Origin of the sequence: Nocardioides marinquilinus (assembly GCF_039543705.1) — a bacterium.
Taxonomy (GTDB): domain Bacteria; phylum Actinomycetota; class Actinomycetes; order Propionibacteriales; family Nocardioidaceae; genus Nocardioides; species Nocardioides marinquilinus.
Genome location: NZ_BAABKG010000006.1, coordinates 250188 through 267562, shown reverse-complemented (window position 1 = coordinate 267562; position 17375 = coordinate 250188). Strand labels below are relative to the sequence as shown.

The 17375-nt window shown below is 74.7% G+C and carries 16 protein-coding genes; 8 read left to right on the top strand and 8 right to left on the bottom strand.

The genetic code is table 11. The features are described from left to right. Nucleotides 1-27 precede the first annotated feature (27 nt). From ABEA04_RS21040 to ABEA04_RS21025, 4 genes are all read right to left on the bottom strand, one after another. Nucleotides 28-1143, bottom strand: coding sequence for a hypothetical protein (locus ABEA04_RS21040; RefSeq protein WP_345463598.1), 1116 nt, complete (start codon nucleotides 1141-1143; stop codon nucleotides 28-30). A 70-nt stretch (nucleotides 1144-1213) separates the two neighbouring features. Beyond that, nucleotides 1214-1423: a TOBE domain-containing protein gene (locus tag ABEA04_RS21035; protein ID WP_345463595.1), complete on the bottom strand. Its 210-nt coding sequence runs from the start codon at nucleotides 1421-1423 to the stop codon at nucleotides 1214-1216. A 22-nt stretch (nucleotides 1424-1445) separates the two neighbouring features. After that, nucleotides 1446-2459: a succinylglutamate desuccinylase/aspartoacylase family protein gene (locus ABEA04_RS21030; RefSeq protein WP_345463592.1), complete on the bottom strand. Its 1014-nt coding sequence runs from the start codon at nucleotides 2457-2459 to the stop codon at nucleotides 1446-1448. Between the two features lie 3 nt (nucleotides 2460-2462). Beyond that, nucleotides 2463-2981, bottom strand: coding sequence for an ATP-dependent zinc protease family protein (locus ABEA04_RS21025; RefSeq protein WP_345463589.1), 519 nt, complete (start codon nucleotides 2979-2981; stop codon nucleotides 2463-2465). Nucleotides 2982-2998: 17 nt separating this feature from the next. On the opposite strand from ABEA04_RS21025, the gene ABEA04_RS21020 reads away from it, so the two are divergent. The 3 genes from ABEA04_RS21020 to ABEA04_RS21005 all read left to right on the top strand — a co-directional run bounded on the left by ABEA04_RS21020 (nucleotide 2999) and on the right by ABEA04_RS21005 (nucleotide 5332). Next, complete coding sequence (locus ABEA04_RS21020; protein WP_425577058.1) at nucleotides 2999-4210, top strand: RimK family alpha-L-glutamate ligase; 1212 nt, start codon at nucleotides 2999-3001, stop codon at nucleotides 4208-4210. 70 nt (nucleotides 4211-4280) lie between these two features. Next, complete coding sequence (locus ABEA04_RS21010) at nucleotides 4281-5015, top strand: AzlC family ABC transporter permease (RefSeq protein ID WP_345463586.1); 735 nt, start codon at nucleotides 4281-4283, stop codon at nucleotides 5013-5015. Next, nucleotides 5012-5332: an AzlD domain-containing protein gene (locus ABEA04_RS21005; RefSeq protein WP_345463583.1), complete on the top strand. Its 321-nt coding sequence runs from the start codon at nucleotides 5012-5014 to the stop codon at nucleotides 5330-5332. Before ABEA04_RS21010 ends, ABEA04_RS21005 begins: the two co-directional genes overlap by 4 nt. A 157-nt stretch (nucleotides 5333-5489) precedes the next feature. Here the strand turns inward: ABEA04_RS21005 and ABEA04_RS21000 are convergent, their stop codons facing one another. After that, a complete protein-coding gene (locus tag ABEA04_RS21000; RefSeq protein WP_345463578.1) occupies nucleotides 5490-5810 on the bottom strand; it encodes a putative quinol monooxygenase in 321 nt (106 codons plus the stop codon). Nucleotides 5811-5927: 117 nt separating this feature from the next. On the opposite strand from ABEA04_RS21000, the gene ABEA04_RS20995 reads away from it, so the two are divergent. The 3 genes from ABEA04_RS20995 to ABEA04_RS20985 all read left to right on the top strand — a co-directional run bounded on the left by ABEA04_RS20995 (nucleotide 5928) and on the right by ABEA04_RS20985 (nucleotide 8930). Further along, nucleotides 5928-6725 (top strand): IclR family transcriptional regulator, encoded by a 798-nt coding sequence (locus ABEA04_RS20995; RefSeq protein ID WP_345463575.1) that lies wholly within the window; start codon nucleotides 5928-5930, stop codon nucleotides 6723-6725. A 95-nt stretch (nucleotides 6726-6820) separates the two neighbouring features. Further along, nucleotides 6821-7306, top strand: coding sequence for a hypothetical protein (locus tag ABEA04_RS20990; RefSeq protein WP_345463572.1), 486 nt, complete (start codon nucleotides 6821-6823; stop codon nucleotides 7304-7306). A 28-nt stretch (nucleotides 7307-7334) separates the two neighbouring features. After that, nucleotides 7335-8930 carry a GMC family oxidoreductase gene (locus ABEA04_RS20985; protein ID WP_345463569.1) on the top strand — a complete coding sequence of 532 codons (1596 nt, stop codon included), beginning with the start codon at nucleotides 7335-7337 and terminating at the stop codon, nucleotides 8928-8930. Here the strand turns inward: ABEA04_RS20985 and ABEA04_RS20980 are convergent. Beyond that, the gene (locus tag ABEA04_RS20980) at nucleotides 8927-9565 is read right to left on the bottom strand and encodes a TetR/AcrR family transcriptional regulator (RefSeq protein ID WP_345463566.1); all 639 of its coding nucleotides are present in this window, start codon (nucleotides 9563-9565) and stop codon (nucleotides 8927-8929) included. The genes ABEA04_RS20985 and ABEA04_RS20980 overlap by 4 nt on opposite strands. 2 nt (nucleotides 9566-9567) lie before the next feature. Then, nucleotides 9568-9981 (bottom strand): DUF1761 family protein, encoded by a 414-nt coding sequence (locus ABEA04_RS20975; RefSeq protein WP_345463563.1) that lies wholly within the window; start codon nucleotides 9979-9981, stop codon nucleotides 9568-9570. Between the two features lie 103 nt (nucleotides 9982-10084). Here ABEA04_RS20975 and ABEA04_RS20970 point away from each other — a divergent pair, with 103 nt between their 5' ends. Beyond that, on the top strand, nucleotides 10085-12850 hold the full coding sequence (locus ABEA04_RS20970) for an FAD-binding and (Fe-S)-binding domain-containing protein (RefSeq protein ID WP_345463560.1): 2766 nt from the start codon (nucleotides 10085-10087) through the stop codon (nucleotides 12848-12850). A gap of 8 nt (nucleotides 12851-12858) precedes the next feature. Here ABEA04_RS20970 and ABEA04_RS20965 read toward each other — a convergent pair whose 3' ends face one another. Beyond that, nucleotides 12859-13803 (bottom strand): LuxR C-terminal-related transcriptional regulator, encoded by a 945-nt coding sequence (locus ABEA04_RS20965; RefSeq protein ID WP_345463557.1) that lies wholly within the window; start codon nucleotides 13801-13803, stop codon nucleotides 12859-12861. 104 nt (nucleotides 13804-13907) lie between these two features. On the opposite strand from ABEA04_RS20965, the gene ABEA04_RS20960 reads away from it, so the two are divergent. Then, a complete protein-coding gene (locus ABEA04_RS20960) occupies nucleotides 13908-17369 on the top strand; it encodes a S8 family serine peptidase (RefSeq protein ID WP_345463554.1) in 3462 nt (1153 codons plus the stop codon). Nucleotides 17370-17375 lie beyond the last annotated feature (6 nt).

Here is a 17375-nt window from a genome sequence, read left to right as displayed (position 1 = left end):
GTGCTGGGGTGCGGCGGCCGGAACGGGTCAGGGGCCGTCGACGTCGGGCGGGCTGTAGCTGACGTCGGGGAACTCGAGGTCGGCGACCGCGTACAGCAGCTCGCTGAACCAGCCGACGACCTCGACCACCAGCACGATCAGCGCCCGGATGCGGGTGAGGGTCTTGGCGGCGGCGCCGGCGATCTTGATCAGGCGGTCGGCGACCCGCCACGGCAGCACCAGGTCCTTGATGAAGTCGTCGAAGGACTGGCCCCACGGCATGATCTCGAGCAGGTCCTGCACGGCGTCGAGCACCAGGTCCATGCCCTCGTACATCGCCACGAGGCGGCCGGTGAGGGCGTCGGCCTTCAGCTGGATGGCGTAGCCGTGGTCGCCCGCGGCCTCGGCGGCCTTCGTCATCCACTCGACGGTGGCGTCGCACGCGTTGCCCGACCAGTTGGGGGCGCCGTTGTACTCGCTGTTGTACTGCAGGAACGGGTAGCCGTTGCCGGTGTCGACCCAGTTGGCGACGAAGGTGACCGGCACCGACTCGATCGAGGACTTCGCGGTCTCCCAGAACGTGACCAGGTTGCGCATGGCGCCGAGCACCTTGCCGAGCTTGGTCCAGTCGCCCTCGAGGTCGTCGCGGAAGCCGGCGAACGGGTCGACGATGCCGGCGGTGGTCAGCCAGCTGCTGACCCAGTCGAGCCCGATGACGTACTCGACGTCGTTGGTGAACTGGTGGAGGCTGTTGTAGTCCTCGAAGGCGTCCTCGACGGTGGTGACCGAGGAGAAGTCCTCGGCGTGGATGCCGGGCTCGCCGCCCATGTACTCCGGCGCGGTCACCGTGTCGGTGTCCATGATCTTGTCGAACTTGGCCGCCTGGTCGGCGTCGGTGTCGGCGTAGTCCTGCGCCATGCCGCGCAGCGCGTTGCCGGCGTTGTCGAAGGTCGTGTAGGCCTTGCCGGTGCTGGCGTAGTCGGTCTCGAGCTGCTCGCGGACGTCGTTGGCCGAGGCCGCGATGTCGTTGAGGAACGTGCCGCCGCTGTCGACCTGGATGTGGCCGGCGCACTGCTTGGCCAACAAGATGGCGTCGGCCATGGTCAGCATGTCGGTGCCCGCCGCGCGGACCACCTTCGGCTTGACGGAGAACTCGCCACTCATGTGCTCTCCCTTGCCCGCGTCGGGGCGCTCGGAAACGGCCGTCCCGGTGCGGGCGGTCGGCCCGGTCGGCTCAGTCCTCGACGGCGAGCATGACGTCGCTCGCCTTGACCAGCACGACGACCTCGTCGCCCTCCTTCACCTCGATCTCGGCCAGGCCGGCGAGGGTGATGGAGGAGGTGACGGTCTGGCCGCCGACGTCGACGGTGACCGTGGCGTTGACGCTGCCCTCGGTGATCGAGGTGACGGTGCCGCGCAGCTGGTTGCGGGTGCTCAGTCGCATGCTCGCGACAGTACCGACGCGGTCACGCGCCGGTCGCGGTAGCGGGCTCGACGGGCTCGGCGGGCTCGACGGGCTCAGCCAGGTGGACGACGGCGTCGCCCGAGGTGACGAGGGGCGCCTCGGTGCGGCCGACGACGATGCCGTCGCGGTCGGCGTGCACGAGGCGCACCCGCTTGCCGAAGCCGTCGAAGAGGCCGCCGAGGCGCTCGCCGCGGACGACGTGCCGGCCGAGGTCGGCCTCGAGGTGCAGCATGCCGGTGCCGCGGGCGCGCACCCACCCGCTGCGGCGGCACTCGACGCTGGGGGTGGGCGGGGCGTCGTCGCCCACCTGGTCGGGGTCGATCATGTCGAGGGCGGCCAGCACCCGCTTCACGCCGCGGACGCCGGCGTCCACCGCCCACGGGTCCATGCGCCAGGCCTCGCCGGCCTCGTAGAGCAGCACCTTCGCGCCGCGCTCGCGGGCGGCGTGGCGCAGCGAGCCGTCGCGCAGCCGGGCGTGCAGGGTGACCGGCGCGGCGAAGGCGGCCGCGAGCTCGCGGGTGCGCGGGTCGTCGAGGTCGGTGCGGATCTGCGGCAGGTTGGTGCGGCGGTCGGAGCCGGTGTGCAGGTCGATGCCGACCTCGCACTTGTCGACCACCTCGCGCATGAACAGGTGGGCGATGCGCCCGGCCAGCGAGCCGCGGGCCGAGCCGGGAAAGCTGCGGTTGAGGTCGCGGCGGTCGGGCAGGTAGCGGCTGCCGGCCATGAAGCCGAGCACGTTGACGATCGGCACCGCGATGAGCGTGCCGCGGAACGTCTTGGGGTCGAGGTCGGCCAGCACCTGGCGCACCACCTCGACGCCGACCGCCTCGTCGCCGTGGATGGCGGCGTCGACCCACACGGTGGGCCCGTCGTCGCGGCCGTGGACGACGCGCACCGGCAGGTCGACCTCGGCGCCGGTGACCAGCCGGGTGATCGGCAGCGACAGCGACTGGTGGCGCCCCGGCCGCACCCGCACCGGGCCGATCTCGAAGGAGGGGCGGACGACGCGCGCCATGCGTCAGCGGCCCCGGTTGCGCCGGCGCACCGCCAGCGGCGGCCGGCTGCCGAGGTAGGAGCAGGCGGGGTCGACGACGTAGCCCTGCCGCAGCGCCTCGCGCCCCACCAGCATCCGGAAGCCCATCTCGTCGCGGTTCGAGAGCGTCACCTCGGCGGTCACACGGCGGCCGACGAGGGTGAGGTCGACCGAGACGACCGGCCGCTCCTCGCTGTGCCCCGAGCTGCTGCGCACCTCGCGGACGTCGACCAGCGGACAGGTGACCGCGACGGGGTCGTCGTCGGTGGCCTGCCACGGGTGGACGGCGAACCGGGCGACCCGGCCGGAGCCGTCGGGGGCGTCGTCCAGCTCGAGGTCGAAGGCGTGCAGCGCGGAGGTGCGGGCGCCGGTGTCGAGCTTGGCCTTGAGCCAGGGGATGCCGAGGTCGGGCAACCCGACCCACTCGCGCCAACCGGCGCGGGTGTAGGAAAGGTCACCGGCGTGCGGACCTGTCGGCCCCGCCGCGCCTCCCGCCCCAGCCACCGTCGTCCACCCTCCTGGTGAGTGAAGTGAAACTCGCGATCCTGTCCCGCGCGCCCCGCTCGTACAGTACGCAGCGGCTGCGGACTGCCGCCCTCGACCGCGGCCACGCCGTCAAGGTGCTCAACACGCTGCGCTTCGGCATCGACCTCTCCGGCGACGAGCCCGACCTGCAGTTCCGGGGCAAGCCGCTGTCGCACTACGACGCCGTGCTGCCGCGCATCGGCAACTCGGTGACCTACTTCGGCACCGCGGTCGTGCGGCAGTTCGAGCAGATGGACGTCTACACCCCGGCCACGTCGTGGGGCATCGCCAACAGCCGCGACAAGCTGCGTGCCACGCAGATCCTGTCGCGGCACAACATCGGGATGCCGCCGACGACGTTCGTGCGCGACCGCGCCGACGTGATCCCCGCGATCGAGCGGGTCGGCGGGGCCCCGGTCGTGATCAAGCTGCTCGAGGGCACCCAGGGCATCGGCGTCATCCTCGCGCCCGAGCTGAAGGTGGCCGAGGCGATCATCGAGACGCTGCAGAGCACCCGGCAGAACGTGCTGATCCAGCGGTTCGTCAAGGAGAGCAAGGGCCGCGACATCCGCGCCCTGGTGGTCGGCGACCGGGTGGTCGCGGCGATGCGGCGGGTGGCGAAGGGCGACGAGTTCCGCTCCAACGTGCACCGTGGCGGGTCGGTCGAGAAGGTCGAGCTGGACGCCGAGTTCGAGCGCGTCGCCGTGCGGGCCTCGCAGATCATGGGCCTGCGCGTGGCGGGCGTCGACATGCTCGAGGGCGCCGACGGCCCGCAGGTGATGGAGGTGAACTCCTCGCCCGGCCTTGAGGGCATCGAGACCGCGACGAACCTCGACGTGGCGGGCGCGATCATCGACTTCATCGACAACCAGGTCGCCTTCCCCGAGATCGACGTGCGGCAGCGGCTGACGGTCTCGACCGGCTACGGCGTCGCCGAGCTGCTGGTGCAGGCGGCGTCCGACCTGGTGGGCGCGGCGCTCGGCGACTCCGGGCTGCGCGAGCGCGACGTCACGGTGCTGACGCTGCAGCGCGGCACCGCGGTGATCCCGAACCCGCGGCCCGACAACGTGCTCGAGGCCGGCGACCGGCTGCTGTGCTTCGGCAAGCTGGAGGAGATGCGCTCGATGATCCCGAGCCGGCGCAAGCGCACCCGGCGGGTCAAGAGGCTGCCGGCCGAGCCGATCCACGACGTCCCGCCGTCCGGCTGACCGGAGGTTGACCGCAGGCCGGTCGTGGGCGCGTCGCGGGACGCCGGCCGCCCCGTGACACCGTGAGCCCGTGACCCTGCTGCGCGACCCCGTCTTCCGGCGCGGGCTGCGGCTGGGGGTGCCGTTCGGGCTGGTCTCGGGAGCGCTGTCGCTGTCGTTCGGCGTGGTGGCGGTGCAGGCCGGGTTCACCCCGCTGCAGGCGATCGTGACCTCGATGCTGGTCTTCGCCGGCTCGGCGCAGTTCGCGGCGCTCTCGATCCTGGCCGGCGGCGGGTCGTTCGTCGCCGCGCTGACCGCCGCCTCGCTCATGCACTCGCGGTTCCTGGCCATGGGGATCGCGCTGGCACCCTCGCTCAAGGGCGGGCCGGCGCGGCGCGCCCTGGAGGGCCAGGCGGTCGTGGACTCGTCGTGGGCGCTGGCCAACCGCGGAGACGGCACCTTCGACCGGGCGCTGATGTTCGGCACGACGGTGCCGCAGTACGTGATGTGGACGGTCGGCACGGTGGTCGGCGCGCTCGTCGGCGACCTGCTGGGCAACCCCGACCGCTTCGGGCTCGACGCGCTGTTCCCGACGTTCTTCGTCGGCATCCTCCTGGCCGAGCTGCGCGACAGCCGGGGCCGGGTCGCGGCGGTCGCCGGCGGCGCCATCGCGCTCGCGCTGGTGCCGTTCACCCCGGCCGGGGTGCCGGTGCTGGTCGCCGCGTCGGCCGCGCTGGTGGGCCTGGCGATCCCGGGTGGACGTCGTCCGGACGGGCCCGGCGCCGCCGGCGGGGCCCGCGCGGCCGACGGCGAGGAGGCCGCGTGAGCCTGTCGGAGGGTCAGCTGTGGCTCGCCATCCTCGCCCTCGCCCTGATGACGGCGGTGACGAAGGCGATCGGCCCCGCGCTCGTGGGCGGCCGGCCGCTGCCGCGCTGGGCGAGCGGCGTCATCGGCGCGATGGCGCCGGCGCTGCTCGCGGCGCTGGTGGTGACCGCGGTCTTCGCCGACGGCCCCCGGCTGGCCGTCGACGCCCACACCGTGGGCGTGGGCGCCGCGACCCTGCTGCTCCTGCTGCGGGTGCCGCTGCTGCTGGCCGTGCTGGCGGCGGTCGTCGTCACCGCGGCGCTCCGCGCGCTGTTCTGAGCGGCGTCCGCGCGCGGCTCGGGGGTCGGGCGGGGCCGGGCAGGGTCGGGCAGGGTCGGGCCAGCCACCTTCTCGGGTTCTGCCTCCGCTTCTGCGGCGTTGCACCGCCCGAGAACGTCAGGGATACCCGGTGAACCGGGTATCCCTGACGCGGGAGTCAGCTCACCTCGAACTCACCGAGCCGGTGCCACTCCTCCGGCTGGTCCTGCCAGTTGCGGATCTCGGGGGTCTCCTGCACGTACTGGGGCAGGTCGGCCTGGGCCTGCTTGAAGTGCTCGGAGGTCACGTGGGCCTCGGCGGTGCCGTCGTCGAAGGCCTCGATGAGCACGTACTGGTTCGGGTCGTCGAGGCTGCGCGACCACTCGAAGAACCTGTTGCCCGGCTCGGCCCGGGTGGCCTCGGTGAACTCGCGCGTGAGCTCGGGCCACGCGTCGGCGTGCTCGGGCTTCACCTTCCACTTCACGACGATGAGGATCATGGCCGCGATGCTGCCAGCGGTGGGGGCGGTCCGACCACCCGACCTTCTCGCCGGGTGAGAAGCGGGTGAGAAGCCGGTCACAGGTCACGGTGCGCGCCCGCGACCTACGCTCTGGTCATGGCCGAGAGCACGGTCGCCCGCACCTTCGACATCCTCGAGGCCGTGGCGGCCTCGGGGGGCGCGAGCGCGAAGGAGATCGCCGACGCCACCGGCCTGCCGCTGCCCACCGTCTACCGCCTGGTGCGCGAGCTGCTCGACGGCGACTACCTGGTGCACATCCGCGACGAGAAGCGCTTCGAGCTCGGCTACAAGCTGCACGCGCTCGGCGTCTCGCTGCACGAGCAGGTCGGTCTCTCGCGGCAGGTGCGCGCCGAGATCGCGGGCCTGCACCACCACCTCGGCGTCGCGGCCTACCTCGCGGTGCACCGCGGCTCGCACATCGTCGTCGTCCACACCGTCGACTCGCCGCAGCACCCGCGCCTCGCGCCGATCGACGTCGGCTTCAGCCAGGCCGCCCACGCCACCGCGCTCGGCAAGATCCTGCTCGCCGCCATGGACGACGACGAGCGCCTCCTGCTGCTCGACCCCGAGCCGATGCCGCGCTACGGCCCGGGCACCATCACCACCCACGCCGAGCTGTTCGCGCAGCTGGACGCCGTCCGCGAGCGTGGCGTGGCATGGGAGTTCGGCGAGGTGCAGGCCGGGGCCACCTGCGCGGCCGCGCCGGTCCGTGGCGTCGCCGGTGCGCTGGTGGGCTCGGTGGCGATCTCGGCCCCCGACGCCCGGCTGGCCGGTGAGCGCGCCCGCACCGAGGTCGAGCACGCCCTGCGCGAGGCCGCCGCCCGGGTGGGCCGCTGCTACCGGGCGGGCGCCCGGGGCAGGCCGTCACCCGGGCACCTTCTCGCCCGGCGATAACGACCCTGGGACGGGGCGGGACGGCGTCCTAGCGTGACGACCGTCACCCGCCGACCGCCATCGAGGCCGGTCGGCCCGCCACCTGGAGGCCAGTCATGCCCGACCCGACACCCAACGACGCGAAGGACCTCAAGCCCGCGCTCGTGCGCCTGCTGCGCGCCGCCTTCCCGCACCCCTCGTTCCCCGACGGCCCGTTCGAGCGGTGCGCGGACAAGATCCTCGCCGAGCTCGACGAGGACCTCTGGCACCGCCTCGCCCTCGAGCACGGCCTCGACACCCTCGAGCAGCTCGACCTCGACACCGAGGACGACGAGGCGGCCGAGAAGCTGCTGCGCGAGATCGAGGACGCCGAGTTCTTCGTCTTCGTGCGCAGCGTCGCGGTGACCACGCTCTACGACGACCACGAGGTCTGGGAGCTGCTCGGCTACGAGGGCGCCTCCTTCGACAAGGGCGGCTACCTCGAGACCTTCAACGACCTCGACTGGCTGCCCGACCCGCGCATCGAGGAGTACGACGGCCCCGACCGGCTCGTCGAGGTCGCCGAGCACGACCTCCCCGCCGGCCACACCACGAACGCCTGAGACGCCCGAGAACGCGAGGAGAACGAGCATGAGCGACCAGCGGAACCAGGAGCGCTTCGGCGCCGCGATCGACCACGACGAGGAGGCCGTGGTCATCATCGGCTCGGGCGCCGGTGGCGGCACCGTGGCCTACGAGCTGACCAGGCGCGGCATCCCGTGCGTCGTCCTCGAGGCGGGCGCGTGGCTGCAGCCGGAGGACTACGAGAACGACGAGTGGGCCGCCTTCAACCAGATGGCCTGGCTCGACAACCGCACCACGTCGGGCACGTGGCGCATCACCAAGGACTTCCCGAACCTGCCGGCGTGGATCGTCAAGGCCGTGGGCGGCTCGACCACCCACTGGAGCGGCGCCACCCCGCGGTTCAAGGAGTACGAGTTCAAGACCCGCACCTACTACGGCGACCTCGACGGCGCGAACCTGCTCGACTGGCCGATCGACCTCGCCGAGCTGGCGCCGTACTACGACCTCGCCGAGCAGGCCATCGGCTCGACGCACCGCCACGGCCGCCCCGCCCTGCCGGCCAACAACAACTACAAGGTCTTCGCCAATGGCGCCGAGCGGGTGGGCTACAAGCACTACGCCACCGGCCCCTACGGCACCAACGCCGAGCCGTACGACGGCCGCCCGGCCTCGGTGCAGGACGGCTTCAACTTCCAGGGTGACAAGTCGACCGCCAAGTGGAGCACCGCGGTGCGCGAGGTGCCGCGGGCCGTGGCCACCGGCAAGTGCGACCTGCGCGCGCACAGCCAGGCCGTGCAGATCACCCACGACAAGCAGGGCAAGGTCGACGGCGTCCTCTACCTCGACAAGGCCGGCGCGCTGCACCGCCAGAAGGCGCGGATCGTGTGCGTGGCCGGCAACTCGATCGAGTCGCCGCGACTGCTGCTGATGAGCGCCAGCGCCCAGCACCCGGACGGCCTGGCGAACAGCTCGGGCCAGGTCGGTCGCAACTACATGCGCCACACCACCGGGTCGGTCTACGCCCGGTTCGACGAGAAGGTGCACATGTACCGCGGCGAGACGATGGCCGGCATCGTGGCCGACGAGGCCCGCCACGACACCTCGCGCGGCTTCGCCGGCGGCTACTACATGGAGACCCTGTCGCTCGGCGTCCCGTTCATGGCGGCGTTCGTCGAGCCGGGCTCGTGGGGCCGGGAGTTCACCGAGCTGCTCGACGCCTACGACCGCACCGCGGGCATGTGGGTGGTCGGCGAGGACATGCCGCAGGAGACCAACCGGGTCACCCTCAACACCGGCGCGAAGGACCAGTGGGGCCTGCCGGTGCCGAACGTGCACTTCGACGACCACCCCAACGACGTGGCGATGCGCGAGCACGGCTACCAGCGCGCCGACCTGCTCTACGAGGCCGTGGGCGCCGTCGGCACCCACCACACCCCGCCCTACCCGGCGACCCACAACCTGGGCACGAACCGGATGAGCGAGCGGCCCGAGGACGGCGTCGTCGACCGGTGGGGGCAGGCGCACGACGTGCCGGGCCTGTTCGTCAGTGACGGTTCGCAGATGACCACCGGCGCGGCGGCCAACCCGACGCTGACCATCGTGGCGCTGGCGATCCGGCAGGCCGAGCACATCGCCGACGAGATGGGCAAGGGCTCGCTCTAGGCCGGCCGCGCCGACGCCGCCAGGCCGAGCGCCGGCAGCACCACGGTGTCGATGAGCCGCACCAGGTGCGGGACGTCGACCGGCTGGCGCTGCACGATGAGCCGGAACGCCGTCATCGAGGGGGTCACGAGGGCGACCGTCTCGATGTCGGCGTCGGCCGGGACCTCGCCCCGGTCGCGGGCCCGCTCCATCAGCAGGCGCTGCGAGGCGACAAACGGCTCGACGAGTGCGGCTCCGGCGGCGTCGGCGAGGGCCGGCTCGGCCGAGAGCAGCGACGCCAGACCGCCGGTGAGGGCGAGCAGCCGCTCGTCGTCCTCGGCGGTCTGGGGGCGCATCAGCGCGACGAGGTCGCCGCGCAGGGTGCCGGTGTCGGGCAGGTCGGCCAGCACGGGCGTGTCGCCGATCTGCCCGACGGCGTGGACGACGAGGTCGGCCTTGCTGGGCCAACGGCGGTAGAGCGTGGCCTTGCCGGCGCCGGCCCGGGCGGCGACCTGGTCCATCGTCATCCGCTCGTAGCCGGTCTCGGCCAGCACCTCGAGCGCGGCGGCGACGATCGCGGCGTCGCGGCCGGGGTCGCGCGGACGGCCGCCCCGCGCACGCGGGGCGGCCTCCGGCTCGGGCGGCTCGGGCGGCACCGTCAGACCAGCACCAGGATCAGGCTGGTCGTGAGGCTGGTGACCAGGAAGAACGGGGCGTTGAGCAGGCCGTAGCGCAGCGGGTGCGGCATGTTGGGGTTGATCGCGATCTGGAACGTCATCGCCACCAGGTATCCCACACCGACCACGAGTGCGAACACCACGGCGTCCGTGGCGGTGGTGAGGTCGAGGGCGGCGACCAGCACGGCGCTGGCGACCACGGTGGCCAGGATGCAGACCACCGGGCCGATCGCGGTGACCGGTGTGGCGGCCGGCGCGGGCTGACCGGCCCGGCCGAGCACGCGCTGGTAGGCCTGGGGCACGAGGGCCCCGAAGTAGACGCCGGCGACGACGGTGGCGGCGACGGTGGCGAGGGCGACGGCGAGCCAGCTGACCTGGGTGAGGGCGTCGATCATGGGTGGGTCCTTGTCCTTCGGTGCAGCGGGCCGGCGGCGGCTGCGGTGAGAGAAACGATACTAGGTAGTTCCGGAACTGACAAGACTCGAAAGTGAGGCCCGCGTGCCCGTCACGAGCCCGGCCGACGACCTGCGACGACTGCTCGGGGACGTCGAGGTCACCGACCGCGCCCTCGACCTGGCGGTGCGCGCCCACGACGCCTCGCACTACCTGCTGCGCCCGCGGGCGGTGGCGAGCCCGCGCGACCGCGGCCAGGTCGCCGAGGTGATGCGCGCCTGCGACCGCCTCGGCCTGCCGCTCACCTTCCGCGCCGGCGGCACCTCGCTCAGCGGGCAGTCGGTGGGCGACGGCGTCCTGGTCGACGTGCGCGGCGGCTTCACCGGCGTCGAGGTGCTCGACGGCGGCGCGCGGGTGCGCGTGCAGCCCGGGACGACGGTCCGCGCCGTCAACGCCCGGCTCGCGCCGTACCGCCGCCGGCTCGGGCCCGACCCGGCCAGCGAGATCGCCTGCACCGTCGGCGGCGTCATCGCCAACAACTCCTCGGGCATGCAGTGCGGCACCGAGGCCAACAGCTACGCCACCGTCGAGTCGCTGGTGGTCGTGCTGCCGTCGGGCACCGTCGTCGACTCCTCGCGCCCCGACGCCGACCGGCTGCTCGCGCAGGCCGAGCCCGCGCTGCACGCCGGCCTGCTGGCGCTGCGCGACCGGGTGCGCGGCGACGCCGAGGCGGTGGCGACGCTGCGGCGGCTGTTCGCGATCAAGAACACGATGGGCTACGGCCTCAACGCGCTGCTCGACGCCGACGACCCCGTCGAGGTCCTGGTGCGGCTGATGATCGGCAGCGAGGGCACGCTCGGCTTCGTCGCCTCCGCGGTGATGCGCACCGTCGAGGTGCTGCCCCACGTGGCCACCGGCCTGCTGCTGCTCGACGACCTCGCCACCGCGTCGCGGCTGGTGCCCGACGTCCTGGCCACCGGCGTCGCCACGGCCGAGCTGCTCGACGCGACGTCGCTGCGGGTGGCGGGCGCCGACCCCGCCTCGCCCGAGCGCATCCGCCGGCTCGACGTCGGCACGCAGGCGGCGCTGCTGGTCGAGGTGCAGGCGGCCTCGGCCGACGAGCTGGAGGCCCTCCGCGCCGACGCCGAGCGGGTGCTCGGCGCGCTGCCGCTGGCAGCCCCGCTCGAGCTGACCACCGACGCCGCCGAGCGCGGTCGGCTCTGGCGCACCCGCAAGGGCCTGTTCAGCGCGGTGGCCGGCGCGCGGCCGGCCGGCAGCAACGCCCTGCTCGAGGACGTCGCCGTCCCGGTCGAGCGGCTCGGCGAGCTGGCCACCGGCCTCGTGGGTCTCTTCGAGGCGCACGACTACGTCGACGACGACCCGGTGATCTTCGGCCACGCCCGCGACGGCAACCTGCACTTCCTGGTCAACGAGCGCTTCGACCGCCCCGACCTGCTCGCCCGCTACGAGCAGTTCACGCTCGAGCTGGTCGACCTGGTGCTCGGCCTCGGTGGCACCCTCAAGGCCGAGCACGGCACCGGCCGCATCATGGCGCCGTTCGTGGAGCGGCAGTACGGCCCGACGCTCACCGAGGCGATGCGCGAGGTCAAGCGGCTCTTCGACCCGCGCGGACTGCTCAACCCCGGCGTCGTGGTGGTCGACCCCGACGACCCCGACGGCGACCGCGCCTGGCTGCGCGACCTCAAGCCCACCCCGCCCGAGGTCGAGAGCGAGGTCGACCGCTGCGTCGAGTGCGGCTTCTGCGAGCCGGTGTGCCCGTCGCGCTCGCTCACGCTCACGCCGCGGCAGCGCATCGTCGCCCGCCGCGAGGAGGCCGCCGCGCGGGCCGCCGGCGACCACGCCACGGCCGAGGCGATCGCCGACGACTACGGCTACGAGGGCCTCGACACCTGCGCCGCCGACGGCATGTGCGCCACCGCGTGCCCCGTGCACATCGACACCGGTGCTCTGGTGCGGCGGCTGCGCGGCGAGACCGGCTCGGACGTCGTCCACCGGGCCTGGGCGGCGGCCGCGGGCCGGTGGGGCGCGGTCACCGGGTCGGCGTCCGCCGGGCTGACGGTCGCCGACAAGGTGCCGGGGCTGCTGTCGCGGCCGCAGCGGCTGGCCGGGCTCGGCGCCGGCGGGCCGAGGCGGCGCGACGTCGCGGCCGACGACGCCGACGTCGTGTGGTTCGGCGCCTGCGTCGGCACGATGTTCGGCGGCGGCGCCGCCTCGGCGTTCGGTGAGCTGTGCGAGGCGGGCGGCGTCCGGCTGCGCACGCCGGAGGGGCTGGCCGGGCTGTGCTGCGGCACGCCGTGGAAGTCGAAGGGCCACCGCGCCGGCTGGGAGCGGATGCGCGAGCAGGTCGTGGCCGCGCTCGGCCCGGCCACCGACGGCGGCCGGCTGCCCGTGGTGGTCGAGGCCAGCTCGTGCGCCGAGGGCCTGGGCGTCCTGGTGGCCGACTCCGGCTTCACCGTGGTCGACGCGCTCGACCTGGTGGCCGACCGCGTGCTGCCGCACCTCGAGGTGACCCGGCGGGCGCCGCGCGCCGTCGTCCACCCCACGTGCTCCTCGACCGCGCTCGGCAGCACCGACGCGCTCGTGCGGCTGGCGGGGGCGGCCGCCGACGACGTCGTCGTGCCCACCGCCTGGGGCTGCTGCGCCTTCGCGGGCGACCGCGGGATGCTGCGGCCCGAGCTCACCGCCGCCGCGACCGCGCCCGAGGCCGCCGAGGTCGCGGCGCTGCCCGAGGTGCCGGGCACGGTGTTCGTCAGCGGCAACCGCACCTGCGAGATCGGCCTCACCCGCGCCACCGGCCGCCCCTACCGCCACGTGCTCGAGGTGCTCGCCGAGGTGACCCGTCGCTCATAGGCGACGGGTCAGCGTGACCGGCGTCCGGACAGGACGCCGGCCTGGAAGCGGGTGCGGGCGCCGAGGGTCTCCAGCAGCGCGGCCACCCGGCGTCCGACAGTGCGGGTGCTGACGCCCAGCTGGCGGGCGATGACGTCGTCCTGCAGGCCGGCGGTGAGCATGGTGAGCAGCCGGCCGTCGCGCGGGTCGCCGGCCGGCTCGGTCGGCTCGACCAACGGCACGGCCTGGTCCCACAGCAGGTCGAACATCTGCACCAGCGCGTCGAGCAGGGCGCTGGCGTGCACGACGAGCGCGCTGTCGACGAGCTGGTCGACGGCCAGCGGCAGCAGCGCCTCGCGCCGGTCACTGACGGCCAGCTTCATCGGCACCTCGGGGTGCAGCCGCGACCGCTCCCCGGCCTCGACCGCGCTGTGCGCCTCCTCGACCGCGCCCGGCAGGCTCAGCGAGTCGGGGGAGTAGATGCCGCGGACGACGGCGCCCTCGGCCAGCAGGCCGCGCACCCGGGCGTCGGCCTCGCCCGGGCCGGTGGCGTAGGGCGGCCGGTCGAGCACCAGCAGCTCGCTCGTGGTCGTCGACAGCAGCTGGGCGAACCGGGCCGCGATGGCCTGCCGACCCACCACCACCTCGACGAGCCGCTCGGGCCGGTAGCGGCCCGGCAGCGCCATCTCGGCGAGCAGCTCGCGGCCGGCGGCGCGGGCGCGGTCGAGCTCGGCCTCGCGCCCGGAGACCAGCACCTCGACGGCGACGTCGGGCCGGGTGGCCACCGGTCGCGGCACCTCCTCCGAGGTCCAGGTGACGAAGCCGAGCCGCTCGAGCCGGGCCAGCGAGGCGGACGTCGCCCCCTCGGCCCGGCCGACGGCGTCGGCCAGCGCGGCCACGCCGACCTCGGGCCGCTGCAGCAGCGCGCGGTAGACCTCCTCGTCGTCCGCGCCGACTCCGACCGCCTCGAGCACCCGCCATCTCCCGTCCTGTCGTCAGGCCGTCCACTTCACGACGTGTCCGGTGTCGGACACGCTACTGCGTGGCTCCGGCGCCGGAACGCGACGAGGATGCCGCCATGGTCGCTCCCCGCCGTCCGCTCGTCGCCGCCACGGCCCTCGCCGCGCTGGCCGCCACCGCCCTCGCCGGCGTGCCCGGCCCGTCGGTCGCGGCGCCGGCGACGACCGTCACCAGCGCCGCCCCCGCACCCAGCGGGCCCGCGGGCCCCGACCGCCTCGCCGGGCCGCGCACCGTCACCCTCGTCACCGGCCACCGCGTCACGCTGACGCCCGGCGCGGGCCGCTGGCCCGAGGTCGTCGTCGAGGGAGCCGGGCGGTTCGGCGACGTGCGTGTGGGCCGCGAGGACGACGGCGTCGTGACCGTGCTGCCCGAGCGGGTCGCCGCCCTCGTGCCCGGCGTCCTCGACCCGCGGCTGTTCGACGTCACCGGCCTGGTCGAGATGGGCTACGACGACGCCTCCCGTGCCGGCCTGCCGCTGGTGGTGCACCGCCCGCGCGGCGTCGCCCGCCTCGCCCCCGGTGCGGTGGTCGAGCCGCAGGCGAGCCTGCCGAGCATCCGCGGCACGGCGGTCGAGCTGTCGAAGACCGACGCGGGGGCGTTCGCGCGCGGCCTCGCCCGGGTCGCGGCGAGGCCGACGCAGCGCTCGGCGGTCACCGCGGCGACGCTCGGCGGGTTCGACCGGGTCTGGCTCGACGCCCGCACCCGCGCGACCTCGACGCCGGCCGCCCCCGCGGCCCCCGACGGCCCCCTGCACCCCTACCTCGACCAGATCGGCGTCACCGCCGCCGACGGCGCCGGCCTCGACGGCAGCGGTGTCGAGGTCGCCGTCCTCGACACCGGCGTCGACGCCGGGCACCCGGCCCTCGCCGACGTCACCGTGACCGCGCGCGACTTCACCGGCACCGGCACGGACGACGCCTACGGCCACGGCACGCACGTCGCCTCGCTCGTCGCGGGCGACGGCGCCGGGTCGGGCCCGGCCACGGGCGGCGTGCTGCGCGGCGTGGCGCCGGGCGTCGACCTGCTCAGCGGCAAGGTGCTCGACGACGACGGCTTCGGCCAGGAGTCCTGGCTCGTCGCCGGCCTGGAGTGGGCCGTCGCGCAGGGCGCCGACGTGGTGAACGTGAGCCTGACCGCGCCGCCCAGCGGTGACGGCAGCGTCGACGACCCGGCGGCCCTGGCCGTCGACGCGCTGAGCGCCGGGAGCGACACCCTGTTCGTGGTCGCGGCCGGCGACGCCGGCGCGATCGGCCCCGACCCCGGCACGATCGGCTCGCCCGGCACCGCCGCGGCGGCGCTCACCGTCACCTCGATCTCCTCGGCCGGCCGCCTCTCGCGGTTCGCCAGCGAGGGACCCGTCCGCGGCAGCGAGCGCGCCAAGCCCGACCTCGGCGCGCCCGGCGAGGAGATCCCCGGAGCCCGGGCGGGCGCCCGCGCCGGCGACGCCGACCCCTACGTCGCCCTCTCGGGCACCTCGCAGGCGACGGCGCTCGTGGCCGGCGCGGCGGCCCTGCTGCGCGAGCAGCACCCCGCGTGGGACGGCGAGCGGCTCAAGCAGGTGCTCGCCAGCACGGCCGCGCCGCTCGAGCTGCCCGGCGGCGGCACCACCGGCAGCGGCCTGCTCTCGGTGCCGCGGGCGATCGACCCGCCGGCCCTGGTCTCGCCCGGGCCGCTCGGCTTCGGCCTGCTGCCCTTCGACGACTCCACGGTGGCGCAGACGTTCACCGTCACCAACCCCACCGACGCCGTGCTCGCGCTGCGCCTGGTCCCCGAGGCGATCGACGCCTACCTGCAGCCGGCGCCCGACGGCTTCGCCACCGTCGACGCCGACACCCTCACCCTCGAGCCCGGTGCGTCGTCCGAGGTCACCCTCACCCTCGACCCGCGGGCCTCGGTCGAGTACACGCGCTGGTACGGCCGGGTGCGGGTGCTGGCGGACGACGAGCCGCTGCTCGACGTGCCCTTCACCGCGCACGACCTCCCCGAGCTCTTCGAGGTCGACCTGACGGTGCTCGACCGCACCGGCGCGCCGGCCGACGGGCTCGTCGTCCCGCTGCAGGACGTGCGTCACGGCGGCTACGTCAACGCCCGGGTCACCGACGGCCACGCGGTGGCGCGGGTGCCGGCGGGCACCTGGAGCGCGATCGGTCGCGTCGTGACGCCGGCCGCCCCGGGCCGCCCGGAGTCGCTGACCATCGCCGGCGACAACGGGTTCGAGGTCTCCCCCGCCACGGGCGACGTCGCGGTCACCATCGACGCCCGTCGCGGCCGCGCCGTCGGGGCGCCGTCGGTGGCGGGCGACGCCACGCGGCCCACGCAGTTCCTGATGACCTACGAGTCGATGACCTCCGAGGGCGGGGGCTACATCGAGACGGTGCTGATGCCGGTGGGGCAGGTGCAGGCGGGCGGGCTGTTCGTCGAGCCGATGGCGCCCGCCCCGGCCGGGCGGTCGGCCTCCAGCGTGCGCTGGCAGCTGCGCGCGACCGGCACCCGGGCGCCGGGCGAGCCCGAGACCTACGAGCTGCACCGGCGCCGGCCCGGGCTGCCCGACGTGCGCCCGACCCGCCTCACCCGCGCCGACGTCGCCCGGCTGGCCCGGGTCACGACCCGCTTCCACCAGGTGGGCTACCGCGGCCGCGCCGTGGTCGGGCTGATCAGCGAGCACGGCGGCATCGGCCTCGTCGAGCGGCGCTCGGTGCAGCTGCCGCGACGCGTCGTCTCGCTCGTGACCGCCGACCCGGCCGCCGTGTGGGCCAGCACCTACGAGGTGCCCGCCGGCAGCGGCATCGAGGCCACCCAGACCATGCCGCGCAGCTACCGGCCCGGCTCGCGCACCGTCACGGCGCTCGGCCGCGCCGTGCACCCCGGCCTGGTCTCGGTCTCCGGCACCAGCTTCGGCTCCCTCTACGTCGAGACCGGCCTGGACGACGGCGTCGCGCAGGCCCGGGTCGACGACCCCAGCGTGCTCGACTCACGGCTCGTGCTGTTCCGCGACGGCGAGCGTGTCGACGCCGGCGACGACACCTTCCGGTGGTTCCAGGTGCCGGCCGCGCCGGCGTCCTACCGGCTGGTCAGCGACCTCGTGCTGCGCCGGTCGGTGCCGGTGACCGCGCGCACGGTGTGGCGGTTCCGCTCGCGCGGCGCCCGCGAGCAGGAGGGCTCGTTCGTGCCGCCCGCGCTGACGGTCGACTACGGGCCGCACGTCGGGATGCGCGGCTCGGCCCCGGCCCGGCGGGCGCTGCGGTTCGCGCTGCGCGTGGGTCACCAGCCCGGCAGCACCGCGCCCGGCTCCCGCTCGCGCATCGTCTCGGCCCGGCTGCGGTGGTCGGTCGACGGCGGCCGCACCTGGCGGGGCGGGCCGGTGCAGCGGGTCTCCGCCGACCGGTTCCGTGCCGTCGTCCCGGGCGACGTGCTGCACGCCGGCCGCACCGTCAGCACCTGGCTGCACGCCACCGACGCCGCCGGCAACGAGATCGACCAGCGCCTGCGCGACGTCGTCCGCATCCGCCCCGCCGGCTGACCCGCC

Excerpts from the sequence above, each read along its gene's own strand:
- ABEA04_RS21030 (WP_345463592.1), bottom strand. The coding sequence starts at position 2,459 with ATGGCGCGCGTCGTCCGCCCCTCCTTCGAGATCGGCCCGGTGCGGGTG.
- ABEA04_RS21035 (WP_345463595.1), bottom strand. The coding sequence starts at position 1,423 with ATGCGACTGAGCACCCGCAACCAGCTGCGCGGCACCGTCACCTCGATC.
- ABEA04_RS20995 (WP_345463575.1), top strand. The coding sequence starts at position 5,928 with ATGGCCGAGAGCACGGTCGCCCGCACCTTCGACATCCTCGAGGCCGTG.
- ABEA04_RS20990 (WP_345463572.1), top strand. The coding sequence starts at position 6,821 with ATGCCCGACCCGACACCCAACGACGCGAAGGACCTCAAGCCCGCGCTC.
- ABEA04_RS20975 (WP_345463563.1), bottom strand. The coding sequence starts at position 9,981 with ATGATCGACGCCCTCACCCAGGTCAGCTGGCTCGCCGTCGCCCTCGCC.
- ABEA04_RS21000 (WP_345463578.1), bottom strand. The coding sequence starts at position 5,810 with ATGATCCTCATCGTCGTGAAGTGGAAGGTGAAGCCCGAGCACGCCGAC.
- ABEA04_RS21040 (WP_345463598.1), bottom strand. The coding sequence starts at position 1,143 with ATGAGTGGCGAGTTCTCCGTCAAGCCGAAGGTGGTCCGCGCGGCGGGC.
- ABEA04_RS20985 (WP_345463569.1), top strand. The coding sequence starts at position 7,335 with ATGAGCGACCAGCGGAACCAGGAGCGCTTCGGCGCCGCGATCGACCAC.
- ABEA04_RS20960 (WP_345463554.1), top strand. The coding sequence starts at position 13,908 with ATGGTCGCTCCCCGCCGTCCGCTCGTCGCCGCCACGGCCCTCGCCGCG.